This window comes from Aeromonas sp. DNRA1, from assembly GCF_963888745.1.
Taxonomy (GTDB): domain Bacteria; phylum Pseudomonadota; class Gammaproteobacteria; order Enterobacterales; family Aeromonadaceae; genus Aeromonas; species Aeromonas hydrophila.
The window spans coordinates 357,912-373,523 of record NZ_CAWPKQ010000005.1; the positions used below are offsets into that span (position 1 = coordinate 357,912).

The following is a 15,612-nucleotide window of genomic DNA, read 5'->3' on the forward strand; positions in this document are numbered from 1 at the left end:
TGCGCCACAGGCACTATGAGACTAACTAGCTATACCGATTTTGGATTGAGAGCCCTGCTCTATCTGGCGACCCTGCCGGAGGGCGAATTGTCGAGCGTGGCCAAGGTTTCCGCCTTGTATGACGTCTCCCGCAATCACATGGTGAAGGTGGTGAACCAGCTGGTGAAACTGGGCTATCTGCAGTCCCAGCGCGGCAAGAATGGCGGGATCCGCATGGCCTGCGCGCCGGAGACCGTCAATATCGGTCAGGTGATCCGGGCGCTGGAAGGCAATCTTGACGGTATCGACTGCAATTCGCCGGCCTGTCATATCGTCTCGGTCTGCCTGCTGAAGAATGCCCTGAAGGAGGCGATGAACGCCTTTCTGGCGGTGATGGACAGCTATACCCTGCAAGACCTGCTGGCCAATCGCGACGAGCTGCAGAAGGTATTTAGCGAATTGATTCCGACCCTGGTGCTGGAGCCGGAGCCGGACGAGGAGAGCGAGTGAGCAAGAAAAAAGGCTGCCAGTGGCAGCCTTTTTTCAATCCTCAAAACCAGACTCGTTACGGTATAAATCGGGCATGATCCGCGCCATCTTCACCATGTTGTTCTCCACTTCCAGGATCTCGATGGGGTAGCCGGCCAGCCGCAGGCTGATGTTGGGCTGGGGGATCTCCTCCAGGTATTCCAGGATGGCGCCATTGAGCGTTCTGGGCCCGTCGATGGGCAGTTGCCAGCTCATCTCCTTGTTCAGCTCGCGGATGCTGGCCGAGCCCTCCACCAGGAAGGAGCCGTCCGGCTGGGGGTGGATCTCGTCGCTGGGAGCGGGGGTCATGGAGGTGGTGAAGTCGCCCACTATCTCTTCTAGAATGTCGTCCAGGGTGATCAGTCCCTGAATGTCGCCATATTCGTCGACGATCAGGCCAATTCGTTCCTTGTTGCGCTGGAATTTGGCCAGCTGCACGTTGAGCGGCGTACCTTCCGGAATGAAGTAGATCTCGTCCACCTCCCGCAGCAGGCTCGACTTGTTGAACTGATCCCTGGCCATCAGCCGCAGTGCGTCGCGGGCGTGCAGAAAGCCCACCACGTCGTCGATGTTGTCGCGATAGAGCAGGATCTTGGTGTGGGCACAGTGGGCCAGCTGGCGCAGTATGGTTTTCCAGTCGTCGTTGATGTCGATGGCGTAGATCTCGCTGCGCGGCACCATGATGTTCTCCACCGTCATCTTGTCCAGATCCAGAATGCTGAGCAGCATCTCCTGATGGCGCTGGGGGATGAGGCTGCCGGCCTCGTTGACGATGGTGCGCAGCTCCTCGGTATTGAGGGAGTCATCCTTGCTGGGGTTGAGCCGCAGTAGCTTGAGCAGGCCGGTGGTGATGCCGTTGATCAGCCAGACCAGCGGCGAGAGCGGTACCATCAGCCCCTTGAGCACCCAGGAGGCTGGGTAGGCAATCTTCTCCGGGAACATGGCAGCCAGAGTCTTGGGGGTTACTTCACCAAACACCAGCACGATCAGGGTCAGGCCGAAGGTAGCGATGGCCACCCCCAGATCGCCGAAGATGCGGATGCAGACGATGGTGGCGATGGCCGAGGCGAGGATGTTGACCAGGTTGTTGCCGATCAGGATCAGCCCCAGCAGGCGATCCGGGCGGGATAGCAGCTTTTCTACCCGGCGGGCAGCCTTGTGTTTGGTCTGGGCCAGATGCCGCAACTTGTAACGGTTGAGGGACATCATGCCGGTTTCGGAACTGGAGAAAAAAGCAGACAAGAGGATCAAGATAACGAGAACAATCAGTAATGTACTCGTTGAGATACTGTCCAAGAAGGGCTCCTGTGGGAGTGGGTGATAAAAAGGGTGGCGGTCAGCTCAACAAGACTTCTTTGACGAAGCGGCTGCCAAAATAGGCCAGAGTCAGGATGAAGCTGCCGATCAGACTCAGGGTGATGACCTTGCGACCGCGCCAGCCACGGGTATGGTGGCCCCACAGCAGCAGCACATAGACGCACCAGGCCAGGATCGAGAGGATAGCCTTGTGGGACTTGCCCTGGGCGAACATGTCTTCGAGGAAGAACAGGCCGGAGGCAATGGATAGGGTCAGCAGGAACAGACCTGCCGAGATGAGCTGGAACAGCCGCTTCTCTACCGTCATCAGGGGGGGCATGGCGGGCAGCTGGCTGATCTTGCGCGACTTCAGCTGCCGGTCCAGACAGGCTAGCTGCAGCGCAAACAGGCAGGCGATCATCAATACCGAGTAAGCCATCAGCGCGAGACCAATGTGGAGCAGCAACTGGGGATGGGCCTCCAGATGGGTGATGTAGCGGCCGGGAATGAGGGCGCTGGCGGCCAGCAGCAGGGCCGAGAAGCTGTAGACCACCGGCAGCAGGATCCAGCCGTTGAAGCGGCGAGTGACGCAAGTCATGAAGCAGCTGATGATGAGACTGACCAGGGAGGCCACGTTGAGCATGCTCAGATTCTGGCCGGAGTGTGTCACCAGCACTTCGCTAGCCACGGCGGTGCCATGGGCGATCAGGGCCAGTCCGATACAGGCAAACAGGGGGGCTTGTCCCACTGGTTTGGCACTGAGCAGCAGGTGCAGAGAGGCGATGATGGCCAGCAGATAGAACGCCAGGGCCAGAACAGAGATCACGATCATAACCGGGTCGTTGTCGAGCAAGCGATTGGGAACAGGAAGGGCAGTATACCTTGCACAAGATGTGCTCGCCAGTTGTGCTGCCGCCGATCCGCCCATATATAGACAGCAGTCTGCCGCTGCGGCGTGCACCAGAAGGCGCACCGGCACCGGCCGAAATACCAGCCTGGGTTCATTGTGCCTGCCCTTTTGAGGGCAGGTCACCGTCGTGTGCGGCGAATAATCGTCCTCATTGCGCCGGCTGAGGTATAATGCCCCCATTTGTTACGCCAAAAACCGGAATGCGTCATGTTTGAGAATTTGACTGAACGACTCTCGCGCACCCTGCGCAATGTCAGCGGCCGTGGTCGTCTGACCGAAGAGAACATCAAAGAGACCTTGCGCGAAGTTCGCATGGCGCTGCTCGAGGCGGACGTCGCCCTGCCGGTGGTGCGTGACTTCGTGGCTCGCGTCAAGGAGCGGGCGGTTGGCCAGGAAGTGGCCAAGTCCCTGAGCCCGGGCCAGGCCTTCATCAAGATTGTGCATGGCGAACTGGTCTCCGTGATGGGGGAGGCCAACGAGCAGCTCAACCTGGCAGCCCAGCCACCGGCCATCATCCTGATGGCGGGTCTGCAGGGTGCCGGTAAAACCACCACGGTCGGCAAGCTGGCCAAGCTGCTCAAAGAGCGCAGCAAGAAGAAGGTGCTGGTGGTCAGTGCCGACGTCTATCGTCCGGCGGCGATCAAACAGCTGGAAACCCTGGCCAATGACATCGGTGTCGACTTCTTCCCGAGTGATGCCAGCCAGAAGCCGGTCGACATCGCCAATGCAGCCATCGATCAGGCGCGCAAGAAGTTCTATGACGTGGTGATCGTCGATACCGCCGGCCGCCTGCACGTCGACAGCGACATGATGGACGAGATCAAGCATCTCCACGCTACCATCAAGCCGGTCGAGACCTTGTTCGTGGTGGATGCCATGACCGGTCAGGATGCCGCCAACACCGCCAAGGCCTTCAACGAGGCGCTGCCGCTGACCGGCGTGATCCTCACCAAAGCGGACGGCGATGCCCGCGGTGGTGCCGCTCTGTCGGTGCGCCACATCACCGGCAAACCGGTCAAGTTCATCGGTATGGGCGAGAAGACCGATGCGCTGGAGCCGTTCCACCCGGATCGTCTGGCCTCCCGCATCCTCGGCATGGGCGACGTGCTCTCTCTGATCGAAGAGGTGGAGCGCAACGTCGATAAAGAGAAGGCGGCCAAGCTGGCCAGCAAGGTCAAGAGCGGCAAGGGCTTCGATCTGGAAGATTTCCGCGAGCAGCTGGCCCAGATGCGCAACATGGGCGGCATGATGGGCATGCTCGACAAGCTGCCAGGCATGTCCGGCCTGCCGGACAACATCAAGGATCAGATGGATGACAAGCTCACCGTGCGGATGGAGGCCATCATCAGCTCCATGACGCCCAAGGAGCGTGCCCATCCCGACCTCATCAAGGGCTCTCGCAAGCGTCGTATCGCCGCGGGTTCCGGCATGCAGGTGCAGGATGTGAACAAGCTGCTCAAGCAGTTCACCGAGATGCAGCGGATGATGAAGAAGATGTCCGGCAAGGGCGGCATGCGCAAGATGATGGGGCAGATGAAGAACATGCTGCCGCCGGGATTCGGTGGTGGCCGCGGCCCCTTCTGATTGCCGGGTCGTCATGCACACGTCGAGGGCTCACCATGGGTGGGCCCTTTTCATGGGGCCGCTTGTGCAAAAAATGGCTGGCTTGGTTGCAATTATTACGAATCCAAGTAGAATTACGCGGCTTATTTTAAGCTAGGGTCCGCGTGTTTGCGGGCCTTGTTCATTAGATGTTAATGAGGACGATATGGTAACCATTCGTTTACAACGTGGTGGCGCGAAAAAGCGTCCGTTCTACCAGGTAGTAGTTGCTGACAGCCGTAACGCCCGTGACGGTCGTTTTATCGAGCGCGTTGGTTTCTTCAACCCGGTTGCTTCTGGTAACGCTGAAAAGCTGAACCTGGACCTGGCTCGCATCGAGCATTGGGTTGGTACTGGTGCCGCTGTTTCTGACCGCGTTGCCAAGCTGATCAAAGACGCTGCCAAAGCTGCTTAATCAGCCAAACGGTAAGGAGTTAAGGTGGAAAAACCTGTAGTTCTGGGCACTCTGGGTACCGTTTACGGCATCAAGGGCTGGCTTAAAGTGAACTCCTTCACCGATGTTGCCGAAGCGATTTTCGATTACAACCCCTGGCTGATCAATCAGAACGGGGTGTGGCGTGAAATTCAGGTTTCATCCTGGAAGCGTCACAACAAGGGTCTGATCTGCAAACTCGATGGTATCGACGTGCGCGAGGATGCCCTGGCATTGACCAATGTCGAGATTGGCGTAGCCGCCGATCTGTTGCCTGCGTTGCCTGAGGGCGAGTTCTACTGGCGTGACCTGATTGGTTGCTCGGTAGTGACCACCAAGGGATACGACCTGGGCAAGGTGACCGAATTGATGGAAACCGGCTCCAACGATGTGTTGGTGGTTGAGGCCAATGTAAAAGATGCCTTTGGTGCGAAGGAGCGGTTGATTCCGTTCCTGGAAGAGCAGGTGATCAAGAACATTGATCTGACTGCTCGAACAATCGAAGTTGATTGGGATCCTGGTTTCTAGTTTCCCGCGCTAACACGGGTGCCGGAGGTTTCTTATGTGGATTGGGGTGATTAGCCTCTTCCCTGAAATGTTCCGAGCCATTACCGAGCACGGGGTAACGGGTCGGGCCGTCAAGAGTGGCCTGCTGCAGATTGAGTGCTGGAACCCCCGGGACTTTACCCACGACAAACACCGTACGGTCGATGATCGTCCTTATGGTGGTGGGCCCGGCATGTTAATGATGGTTCAGCCGCTGCGTGACGCGATTCATGCAGCCAAGCAAGCGGCGGGAGACGGGGCGAAAGTCATTTATCTCTCTCCTCAGGGACGCAAGCTGACTCAAGCTGGCGTGACCGAGTTGGCGACGAATCAGAAACTGATTCTGGTCGCCGGTCGATACGAAGGTATCGATGAACGCGTGATACAAACCGAAGTCGACGAAGAGTGGTCTATCGGGGATTACGTGTTAAGTGGTGGCGAGTTGCCTGCCATGACCCTGATCGATGCGGTTTCGCGTCTGGTCCCTGGGGTTTTGGGCGATCAGGCCAGTGCCGAGCAGGACTCCTTCACGGATGGCCTGCTGGATCATCCCCACTACACTCGGCCGGAGTTGTTGGATGGATTGGCGGTGCCAGAGGCGCTGACAAGCGGCAATCACGAAGTGATTCGGCGCTGGCGGCTCAAGCAATCGCTCGGACGAACCTGGCAGAGAAGGCCGGAACTTATTAACAACCTAGCTCTGACTGACGAGCAAGAATCACTTCTTGCCGAGTATGTCCGCGAAGTGCGTGACAGCGTTAAGTAGAGTTTTCAGTTTATCCTAGGTAAGGAAAGACAATGAGCAAGATTATTCAGCAGCTTGAACAAGAGCAACTGCGTACCGACATCCCGGCTTTTGCCCAGGGCGACACCGTACGTGTTCAAGTTCGTGTTAAAGAAGGTGGTAAAGAGCGTCTGCAGGCTTTCGAAGGCATCGTTATTGCCAAGCGTAACCGCGGTCTGCACTCTGCTTTCACCGTTCGCAAGATCTCCAACGGCGAAGGTGTTGAGCGTGTATTCCAGACTCACTCTCCGCTGATCCACAGTGTAGAACTGAAGCGTCGTGGTGATGTTCGCCGCGCCAAACTGTACTACCTGCGCAACCTGTCCGGCAAAGCTGCTCGTATCAAAGAGAAGCTCAACTAATTCGATTCGAATTGGTGTCGGTATGTCGGCGAAAAGCTCGACAGGTAGTGAAAAGGCTCGCCAATGGCGAGCCTTTTTTGTATCCGCTTTTGGGTGTTCCGGCTCAACCTGGCTGGCTGACCCGCACCACCGAGTTGTCGCGTCCAAAAGGACCTGGCACGTAGTCATCCGCCGCCCAGTCATTGTCGTAGTGGGTCTCCCCATTGGGTTGCACCAGCTGGTAGCAATACTCGAAATGAGCGGGACCGTCGGTCGGCAGATTGAGGGTTGTCTTGAACTCACCGCTCTTCATCCGCTTGAGCTCGATGGGTTGCCACTGGCTGAACTCCCCCAGCAACAGCACCTGCTCGGCCTCTCCTGCTGCCTCTTTTTCCACGGCAAAGGTCACCTTGACCTCGGGGCGGGACTTGAGAAATTGCTTGTTGATCGGCATGACGCCTCCTTGTCCTGATTGCGAAGAAATAGCTGCTGGCTATTTTTATATCACTTTATGACAAGGATGTTGATAACCGAGATCAAGCGGGCAGGGCAAAGTGGCGCTGCAGCAGCCCGTGGGTAAAGCCTATCTTGAGGTAAAAGCCGCGCGGCAGGGTCATGATCGGCTGACCGTTGCGGCCGATGGCCCGGGTCAGTGCCTTGTTGTTGGCCGCCTTGGGGCGCAGTTGCAGCACCTGGCCGTGGCGGGCGCTGATCTGCTCCACCTCTCCCAGCACTATCATGTCCATCAGCTCTTCCCAGTCCTGGCGTAGCAGCCGCTCCTCCTCTTCATTAGGACTCCACAACAGCGGCATGCCGATCCGGCGCTCACCGATGGGGATCTCGCGGCTGCCCTCCACCGGGATCCAGAGCACGTGAGAGAGCTTGTTGCGCACATTGGACTGTTCCCACTGCTGGCCGCTGACACCGATCAGCGGTGCCACGCAGACGAAGGTCGTCTCCAGTGGTTTGCCCTGAGGATCGATGGGGATCGTCTTGAGTTCGATGCCAAGATCCGGGAAGTCCTGTTCGGGCTTGCTGCCAGCGCTGGCCCCCAGCTGCCACTCGATCAGCTGACCAACCCAGCCCTTGTCACGACGCAGATCCGCCGGCACGGCGATGCCGGCCGTGGCGGCCAGCTGGGCCAGCGTGAAGCCCGCCATGGCATAGGCGCGGGCCAGCAATTCCTGCTCGGACTGGGGGTTGGTGGGCATGGGTCACTCCTGCAAAGGGGAATTATTCTAGCAACTCTGATCCTCGCTGAGGATCGCTGTTTTTATAACCGATCCTGGCAGGGGTATGCACAGGGGGGGCTGTTTTGTGAGTAAGTACTTATCATAATGATTTTAAACAAATTTGTCTCTATGCCCTCGGTCATTGACCAGCAGGATCCAGGCACAAAATAGTTGTCCAAGGGTTTGCTTGCGCTGTTGCACACAGTTATCCACAGAAATCTTGGATAACTGCCGGCAAGTGCTAATAGTTGGCTCATTGTTACAAAAAAATGTGAAACAGCACCGATTTCAACGGCGATTCCAGAGCAGATAGTGTGCCACTCCTGTGGATAAAATAGCCGTGGCGGATCTTTGAACAGTCGAACTTGTTCACAATCGAGATCCCGGATCGCTGGCCGTGAAAGACATGGATCTTGATCCAGCATTGATTGTTTAACATCATGTATTTAAATACATATTTTGTTTTTATCAACATGGGGTATGCTGTCGCCTGGTTTGGATCAGATAAATGAAACTACTGTATATACCTGCTTGCTCACAGGCTTATGCACAGTCTGGGTGGGCAACTTGGCTCGGTTGATCCTTGGATTTGTTTATAAGTCGGCTTGAAATTGAAAGTTATTCATGAGTGGGGGATCGCAGTCCCTGTTTGCTGCCACGAGGTGAATGTGGAACAATCCCCTTATAGATTCAGCCTTTATAAGGTGATCACGTGATAGATGGCGACGGGTTTCGTCCCAATGTCGGAATCGTGATCTGTAACCGTGACGGACAAGTATTGTGGGCTAAGCGCTATGGGCAGCACTCCTGGCAGTTTCCGCAGGGAGGGGTTGATGATGGTGAGACGCCGGAGCAGGCCATGTATCGTGAGCTATATGAGGAGATAGGCCTCAAGCCCGAAGATGTGACCATCATGGCCACCAGTCGCAACTGGCTGAAGTACCGCTTGCCCAAACGCCTCGTTCGTTGGGACAGTTCACCGGTCTGTATTGGCCAAAAACAAAAATGGTTCTTGCTGCAGCTGGATCCGGGCAGGGAGTCCAGGATCCAGTTCGGCTGTCATGGTCATCCCGAGTTTGATGACTGGCGTTGGGTCAGCTTCTGGTATCCGGTCCGTCAGGTCGTCTCCTTCAAGCGGGAAGTCTATCGACGGGTAATGAAGGAGTTTGCCCCGCTGGCGATGCCGGTGCCGGCAGTTCAGGTCAACAAGAAGGATGGGCGGCGCAATCGCCCCCGTTAAGGAGCACAGATTAGTTGTTAACGGAACTCAGACGCATCGTCGAAAGCATGGCCGAGGCCAATACCCTCGAGCTGGCCTTGCAGGCACTGGTCAGCCAGACCCGGCTGGCCATGATGGTGGACTGCTGTTCCGTTTATGTCTCAGAACCCGAGATGCGCCGCTACCGACTGGCCGCGACCGATGGTCTAGCCGAGTCGGCGGTGGGCAAGGCCACCCTGCCGTTCGAGCAGGGCATCGTCGGTCTGGTGGGTCAGCGGGAAGAGCTGATCAACTTGGCCGATGCACCCTCCCATCCCAGCTTCAAGTTCCTGCCCGATGTGGCTGAAGAGGCGTTTCGCTCCTTCCTCGGCGCCCCCATCATGCATCAGCGTCAGGTGGTGGGCATTCTGGTGGTGCAGCAGAAGGAGAGCCGCCTCTTCGATGAGGGGGAAGAGTCCTTCATGGTGACCCTGGCGGCCCAGCTGGCGGCCCGGATCGCCCAGGCCCAAGCCAAGGGCTGGCTGCAGAAGACCGACTGGAGCAAGCCGTTGCGCGGCATTGCCGGTGCCAGCGGCATCGCCATGGCCAAGGCCTGGGTGTGGCGGCCGCGCAAGGAGCTCAACTCCATCACCCCGCGCAAAGATGAGGATCACGCCAGACAGCTGGAGCGGCTGAATGTGGCGGTGGAGGAGGTGCGCCACGATCTGGAGAGCCTGGCACTGCGGTTTCGCGAGAGCTACAGCCAGGACTCGGTCGCCATCTTCGACATTTATCTGCATCTGCTGAACGATCCGGGCTACATCAAGCCCATTCGCAACAAGGTGAGCAAGGAGCACTGGACGGCGGTATCGGCGGTCAAGCTCATCAGTGACCGGCTGATCGATCAGTTCAAGGGGATGAAGGATCCCTATCTGCAGGAGCGCTCCACCGATGTGAAGGACATCGCCCAGCGGCTCATCAGCCGGCTGGTGCAAAACGAGCCAGAGCATATCGCCATCGGCGAGCCGGTGGTGCTGGTTGCCGACGAGGTGACCGCCACCATCCTGGCTGAAGTCCCCCGCGAGTTTCTGACCGGGGTGGTGTCGCTCAAGGGGGGCACCAACTCCCACGCCGCCATTCTGGCTCGCGCCATGGGGGTGGCGGCCATCATGGGGGTGGATCTGCCGCTCGGCGACATCGGTGGTCGCATGTTGGTGGTCGATGGCTACAGCGGCGATCTCTTCATCGAACCCAACCAGGTGATCCTGACCGAGTACCGCCAGCTGCTGAGCGAGGAGCGGGCGCTCGATACCCTGGTGCGCAGCGTCGACAACCAGCCCTCCGAGACGGCCGACGGCGTGCCTGTTTCCCTGCTGCTCAACGCCGGGCTCAGTGCCGACACCGAAATATCCCTCAATCAGCTGGCGGACGGGGTCGGCCTCTATCGCACCGAAATTCCCTTCATGCTGCAGGACAGCTTCCCCTCCGAGTGGGAGCAGACCGCCCGTTATCGCGGCATTCTGGAGACCTACCGCAACCGGCCGGTCTGCATGCGAACCCTGGATGTGGGCGGCGACAAGCAGCTGCCCTATTTCCCCATCGTCGAGGAAAATCCCTTCCTTGGCTGGCGGGGGATCCGGCTCACCCTGGATCACCCCGAACTGTTCCTGGTGCAGCTCAAGGCGATGCTGCGGGCCAGCGAAGGGCTGGACAATCTGGCCATCATGCTGCCGATGATCAGCAGCGTCAGCGAAATCAAGGCTTCCCGCCGCCTGCTGGATCAGGCCTGGCGAGAAGTGTCGGAAGAGGCGGCCAGCCGGGAGGCGGTGATCCGCTATCCGAGCCTGGGGGTGATGATCGAGGTGCCTTCCGCACTCTACATCCTGCCCGAAATGGCGCCACTCATCGATTTCTGGTCGGTGGGCAGCAATGATCTGACCCAGTACCTGCTGGCGGTAGATCGCAACAACGCCAGGGTCGCCAATATCTACGATGCTTTCCATCCGGCGGTGATCCGCGCCCTGCAACTGCTGGTCGATGCCTCCCATCGTTACCAGAAGCCGGTGTCGGTGTGTGGTGAGCTGGCCGGTGATCCGGTCGGGGTGCTGCTGCTGTTGGCCATGGGCTATCGCCGCTTCAGCATGAACACCCACAACATCGCCCGCATCAAGTACGTGCTGTGTCAGTCCACCCTGAGCGAACTGACGGTGCTGCTGACGGATGGCCTCAAGCACGACAACCCGCACGTGCTGCGCGGCCTGTTTGCCCGCTATCTGGAAGAGCACGGCCTGGGCGGTTTGCTGCGCGCCGGTCACAAAACGAAACAGACTGATTGATAATCATGCCTTGTCCCTGCTGACGAATGATCGGAAAATGCGGCTTTTCTTATGACTGGGGCCGCTTATGCAGCACGATGGATATTGGGTTTTCTCGCAGATTGATCCCGTAGCATTCAGTTTGGGACCACTATCGGTACGCTGGTATGGTCTCATGTACCTGTTTGGTTTCGCCTTTGCCATGTGGCTGGCGGGGCGCCGCGCGGATGCGCCGAACAGTGGCTGGACCCGCAACGAGGTCTCGGACCTGCTGTTTTACGGCTTCCTCGGGGTGATCCTGGGTGGTCGGGTCGGTTACGTGCTGTTCTACAACTTCGACCTGTTCCTGGCCGATCCTCTCTACCTGTTCAAGATCTGGACCGGTGGCATGTCGTTCCACGGCGGCCTGATCGGGGTCATTACCGCCATGGTCTGGTTTGCCCACAAGACCAACCGCCACTTCTTCACCGTGGCTGACTTCGTGGCACCGCTCATTCCGTTCGGCCTCGGCGTCGGTCGCATCGGCAACTTCCTCAACGGCGAGCTGTGGGGCCGGGTCACCGATGTGCCCTGGGCCATCATCTTCCCGGAGGCGGGCCCCGAGCCGCGCCATCCGTCCCAGCTCTATCAGTTCGCACTGGAAGGGGTGGTGCTGTTCATCATTCTCAACCTGTTCTGGCGCAAGAACCCACCCCGTGGCGCCATCTCCGGCATGTTCCTGCTGTTCTACGGCCTGTTCCGCTTCCTGGTGGAATTCGTGCGCCAGCCGGACAGCCAGCTCGGTCTCTACTTCCAGGAGATCAGCATGGGCCAGATCCTCTCCACCCCGATGATCATCATCGGAGCCCTGATGATCTGGGTTGCCTACAAGCGGCCACAGCTGTTCGGTAACAGCGTCAAGGAGGCAAAGCAATGAGAGCCTATCTCGACCTGATGCAGAAGATCCTCGATGAGGGGACCGTGAAATCCGACCGTACCGGTACCGGCACCGTCTCCCTGTTCGGCCATCAGATGCGCTTCAATCTGGCGGAAGGCTTTCCGCTGGTTACCACCAAGAAGTGCCACCTGCGCTCCATCATTCACGAGCTGCTGTGGTTCCTCAATGGCGATACCAACACCGCCTACCTGAAAGAGCACGGCGTCAGCATCTGGGACGAGTGGGCCGACGAGAACGGCGATCTGGGGCCGGTATATGGCGCCCAGTGGCGCTCCTGGCCGGCGGCTGACGGGTCTGTCATCGATCAGATCCAGAAGGCGGTGGATGACATCAAGCACAATCCGGATTCGCGCCGCATCATCGTCTCCGCCTGGAACGTGGGCGAACTGGACAAGATGGCGCTGGCACCCTGCCATGCCTTCTTCCAGTTCTATGTGGCCGACGGCAAGCTCTCCTGCCAGCTCTACCAGCGCAGCTGTGACGTGTTCCTCGGCCTGCCGTTCAACATCGCCAGCTATGCTTTGCTGACCCATATGATGGCCCAGCAGTGTGACCTGGAAGTGGGCGACTTCGTCTGGACCGGTGGTGACGTGCACCTCTACTCCAACCACATGGAGCAGACCGCACTGCAGCTCTCCCGCGAGCCGCGCCCGCTGCCGACCCTGGTGATCAAACGCAAGCCAGACTCCATCTTCGATTACAGGTTCGAGGATTTCGAGATAGAGGGTTACGACCCCCATCCCGGCATCAAGGCGCCTGTCGCCATCTGATGTGAAAGGCGCCCATGAGGCGCCTTTTTTATGCATAAAAACCACAGAATATTCACTCTGATGACTGGGCTTCGAGTGAAATCCGTGTGGGAGAAAACCTGCCTATAGCAGGCATGTTTGATTTTGCCTTCGGTTTTCTCGTTGTATTTCGCAGTAAGAAACGATTTTCCATTAATTGTTATGGGATATAGACTCAAAACAAAGTAATACTGTGGATAATTTAACCATGAGCGACGTAATCAAAAAGTTCCTCAAGCTGGAGGCCGCCTCCGGAATAATTCTGATCATGGCGGCCATGCTGGCGATGATCCTGGCCAACAGTGGCCTGGCCGGCAGCTATCAGGCCTTCCTCGATACCCAGGTGCAGGTGCGCATCGCCGCCCTCGACATCAACAAGCCGCTGCTGCTCTGGATCAACGATGGCTTCATGGCCGTCTTCTTCCTGCTGGTCGGCCTCGAGGTGAAGCGCGAGATGCTGGAAGGGGCCCTCTCTTCCCGGGTGCAGGCCACCTTCCCGGCCATCGCCGCGGTGGGCGGCATGCTGGCTCCTGCGCTCATCTATGCCTTCTTCAACTACTCGGATGAAGTGGCGCGCGCCGGTTGGGCCATTCCCGCCGCCACCGACATCGCTTTCGCCCTCGGGGTGATGGCGCTGCTGGGCAAGCGGGTGCCGGTCAGCCTCAAGGTGTTCCTGCTGGCGCTGGCCATCATGGATGACCTGGGCGTGATCATCATCATCGCGCTGTTCTACACCCAGCAGCTGTCGCTGACGGCGCTGGCGATCGGCATTCTGGCGACCCTGACCCTGCTGTGGATGAACCGCCGCGGCGAGGATCGGATCAGCCTCTACATGCTGGTGGGGCTGGTGCTCTGGGTGGCGGTGCTGAAATCGGGCGTCCATGCGACCCTGGCCGGGGTCATCGTGGGCTTCATGATCCCCCTCAACGGCAAGCGCTATGCCTCGCCGCTCAAGCAACTGGAGCATGCCCTGCACCCTTGGAGTGCCTACCTGATCCTGCCGCTGTTCGCCTTTGCCAATGCCGGGGTATCGCTGGAGGGGATCGGTCTCTCCGCCCTGCTGAGCCCGGTGCCGCTCGGCATCATGCTGGGGCTGTTCATCGGCAAGCCGCTCGGGGTGTTCACCATCAGCTGGCTGGCGGTGAAGCTCGGCATTGCCCAATTGCCCAACGGGGTCAACTTCAAACAGATCTTCGCGGTCAGCATCCTGTGCGGCATCGGCTTTACCATGTCGATGTTCATCGCCTCGCTGGCCTTCGAGCACGGCGGATTGGATTACGGCAGCTATTCGCGCCTCGGGATCCTGGTGGGATCGACCCTGGCGGCGATCGTCGGTTATCTCGCCCTGCGCATGGCGCTCCCGAACCGGGAGGCCGACCAAAGCACGGAGGGGTTATGAAAAGACTAGGATGGCTGGCCTTGCTGGCGCTGAGCCAGACGGCCTGGGCCGGCAGTCTGCAGGATTGCCAGCAGGATGCGGCCTCGGCCGGCTGCTCGGCCTACCTCAACGGGGTGGTCGACAGCGCCCTGATGCTGGGAGACAAGCAGGCCAAGGCCCAGTTTGGCGAGACCTTCGCCGAACGGGCGCTGAGCAGCCGGGCCGGCGAGCGGGTCAAACAGTCCAACAAGCGTTACTGCGGGGAGCGGATGCCGGATCCGGCCCGCCTCAAGGCCCATCTGCAGGCGCAGTTCGACGCGAACAAGGTTGACTCGATCAGCGACATGTATGACATTCTGGCGGCTGAACTCAGTTGCTACCGGAGTCCGCGCAGCGCGGGAACCCCATCGGATGTCACACCTTAACTACAACCATCTCTACTATTTTTGGATGACTCAGAAGAAGGGCTCCGTCACGCAAGCGGCGGAAGCCCTCTTCTTGACGCCGCAGACCGTGACCGGCCAGATCAAGCTGCTGGAGCAGCGCCTGGGCGGCAAGCTGTTGATGCGCAAAGGGCGCTCCCTCGAGGCGACCGAGCTGGGTCAGCTGGTGTTTCGCTATGCCGACAAGATGTTCAGCCTCTCCTACGAGATGCTGGATATCGTCAACTACCGCAAGGAGAGCCAGATCCTGTTCGACGTCGGCATCGCCGATGCACTCTCTAAACGCCTTGCCAGCCGGGTACTGCTCTCCGTTATTCCGAACGATGGCTCCATCCACCTGCGTTGCTTCGAATCGACCCATGAGTTGCTGCTGGAACAGCTGAGCGAGCACAAGCTCGACATGATCCTCTCCGACTGCCCGGTGGACTCCAGCCAGCACGCCGGCCTGCTCTCCAAGCGGCTCGGTGGTTGCGGGGTCAGCTTCTTCTGCAAGGCGCCGCTGCCATCGCTCCCTTTTCCCGCCTGTCTGGAGGAGCGAAAGCTGCTGATCCCGGGCCGGCGCACTGCCATGGGGCGCCAGCTGACCCAGTGGTTCGAGCAGCAAGGGGTATCGCCCAGCATCCTCGGCGAGTTTGACGATGCGGCCCTGATGAAGGCGTTCGGCTTCTTCAACCAGGGTATCTTCATGGCTCCCACCATCTATCGGGAGGAGATCCTGGAAGGGGAGGAGGTGATGCTGCTGGGGGAGACCCAGGATCTGATGGAGGAGTATTACGTCATCTTCGCCGAACGGATGATCCAGCATCCGGCGGTCAAACGGGTATGCGAGAGCGATTTCTCCTTTCTGTTTGCCGGTCAGGAGGATTTCACTACGATTCAACCGGCAACCCTGTCATTTTAAA

At 58.7% G+C, this 15,612-nt stretch carries 17 protein-coding genes; 13 read left to right on the plus strand and 4 right to left on the minus strand.

The window, feature by feature from the left end:
- The first annotated feature begins 15 nt into the window (after positions 1–15).
- Positions 16–489, plus strand: a complete 474-nt coding sequence (locus tag AACQ43_RS17615) for an Rrf2 family transcriptional regulator (RefSeq protein WP_168968040.1) — start codon at positions 16–18, stop codon at positions 487–489.
- Between the two features lie 33 nt (positions 490–522).
- Here the strand turns inward: AACQ43_RS17615 and AACQ43_RS17620 are convergent, their stop codons facing one another.
- Positions 523–1,803 carry an HlyC/CorC family transporter gene (locus AACQ43_RS17620; RefSeq protein WP_076361507.1) on the minus strand — a complete coding sequence of 427 codons (1,281 nt, stop codon included), beginning with the start codon at positions 1,801–1,803 and terminating at the stop codon, positions 523–525.
- A gap of 40 nt (positions 1,804–1,843) precedes the next feature.
- Positions 1,844–2,635 carry a cytochrome C assembly family protein gene (locus AACQ43_RS17625; protein WP_076361719.1) on the minus strand — a complete coding sequence of 264 codons (792 nt, stop codon included), beginning with the start codon at positions 2,633–2,635 and terminating at the stop codon, positions 1,844–1,846.
- A 285-nt stretch (positions 2,636–2,920) separates the two neighbouring features.
- Here AACQ43_RS17625 and ffh point away from each other — a divergent pair, with 285 nt between their 5' ends.
- From ffh to rplS, 5 genes are all read left to right on the plus strand, one after another.
- Positions 2,921–4,297 (plus strand): signal recognition particle protein, encoded by a 1,377-nt coding sequence (ffh, locus tag AACQ43_RS17630; RefSeq protein ID WP_011704629.1) that lies wholly within the window; start codon positions 2,921–2,923, stop codon positions 4,295–4,297.
- Between the two features lie 184 nt (positions 4,298–4,481).
- Positions 4,482–4,730: a 30S ribosomal protein S16 gene (rpsP, locus tag AACQ43_RS17635; protein WP_005341383.1), complete on the plus strand. Its 249-nt coding sequence runs from the start codon at positions 4,482–4,484 to the stop codon at positions 4,728–4,730.
- A 24-nt stretch (positions 4,731–4,754) separates the two neighbouring features.
- Complete coding sequence (gene rimM / locus AACQ43_RS17640) at positions 4,755–5,276, plus strand: ribosome maturation factor RimM (RefSeq protein ID WP_011704630.1); 522 nt, start codon at positions 4,755–4,757, stop codon at positions 5,274–5,276.
- Positions 5,277–5,310: 34 nt separating this feature from the next.
- A complete protein-coding gene (gene trmD / locus AACQ43_RS17645) occupies positions 5,311–6,060 on the plus strand; it encodes a tRNA (guanosine(37)-N1)-methyltransferase TrmD (RefSeq protein WP_011704631.1) in 750 nt (249 codons plus the stop codon).
- Between the two features lie 32 nt (positions 6,061–6,092).
- Complete coding sequence (rplS, locus tag AACQ43_RS17650; RefSeq protein WP_005313505.1) at positions 6,093–6,440, plus strand: 50S ribosomal protein L19; 348 nt, start codon at positions 6,093–6,095, stop codon at positions 6,438–6,440.
- A 103-nt stretch (positions 6,441–6,543) separates the two neighbouring features.
- Here the strand turns inward: rplS and AACQ43_RS17655 are convergent, their stop codons facing one another.
- Positions 6,544–6,873, minus strand: coding sequence for an isoamylase early set domain-containing protein (locus tag AACQ43_RS17655; RefSeq protein WP_011704632.1), 330 nt, complete (start codon positions 6,871–6,873; stop codon positions 6,544–6,546).
- Between the two features lie 82 nt (positions 6,874–6,955).
- Positions 6,956–7,630 carry a DNA mismatch repair endonuclease MutH gene (gene mutH / locus AACQ43_RS17660; protein WP_168968041.1) on the minus strand — a complete coding sequence of 225 codons (675 nt, stop codon included), beginning with the start codon at positions 7,628–7,630 and terminating at the stop codon, positions 6,956–6,958.
- A gap of 733 nt (positions 7,631–8,363) precedes the next feature.
- Between mutH and rppH the strand changes: the two genes are divergently transcribed.
- The 7 genes from rppH to nhaR all read left to right on the plus strand — a co-directional run bounded on the left by rppH (position 8,364) and on the right by nhaR (position 15,611).
- A complete protein-coding gene (gene rppH / locus AACQ43_RS17665; protein ID WP_011704634.1) occupies positions 8,364–8,891 on the plus strand; it encodes an RNA pyrophosphohydrolase in 528 nt (175 codons plus the stop codon).
- Between the two features lie 14 nt (positions 8,892–8,905).
- Positions 8,906–11,185: a phosphoenolpyruvate--protein phosphotransferase gene (ptsP, locus tag AACQ43_RS17670; protein WP_076361506.1), complete on the plus strand. Its 2,280-nt coding sequence runs from the start codon at positions 8,906–8,908 to the stop codon at positions 11,183–11,185.
- Positions 11,186–11,252: 67 nt separating this feature from the next.
- On the plus strand, positions 11,253–12,080 hold the full coding sequence (gene lgt / locus AACQ43_RS17675) for a prolipoprotein diacylglyceryl transferase (protein WP_168968042.1): 828 nt from the start codon (positions 11,253–11,255) through the stop codon (positions 12,078–12,080).
- Positions 12,077–12,871 (plus strand): thymidylate synthase, encoded by a 795-nt coding sequence (gene thyA / locus AACQ43_RS17680; RefSeq protein ID WP_168968043.1) that lies wholly within the window; start codon positions 12,077–12,079, stop codon positions 12,869–12,871. Before lgt ends, thyA begins: the two co-directional genes overlap by 4 nt.
- A 226-nt stretch (positions 12,872–13,097) precedes the next feature.
- Positions 13,098–14,288 carry a Na+/H+ antiporter NhaA gene (gene nhaA, locus AACQ43_RS17685; protein ID WP_024944573.1) on the plus strand — a complete coding sequence of 397 codons (1,191 nt, stop codon included), beginning with the start codon at positions 13,098–13,100 and terminating at the stop codon, positions 14,286–14,288.
- Positions 14,285–14,692: a hypothetical protein gene (locus AACQ43_RS17690; protein WP_026080223.1), complete on the plus strand. Its 408-nt coding sequence runs from the start codon at positions 14,285–14,287 to the stop codon at positions 14,690–14,692. The genes nhaA and AACQ43_RS17690 overlap by 4 nt, the downstream gene beginning before the upstream one ends.
- Positions 14,679–15,611 carry a transcriptional activator NhaR gene (nhaR, locus tag AACQ43_RS17695; protein ID WP_017409027.1) on the plus strand — a complete coding sequence of 311 codons (933 nt, stop codon included), beginning with the start codon at positions 14,679–14,681 and terminating at the stop codon, positions 15,609–15,611. Before AACQ43_RS17690 ends, nhaR begins: the two co-directional genes overlap by 14 nt.
- Position 15,612: the final 1 nt, after the last annotated feature.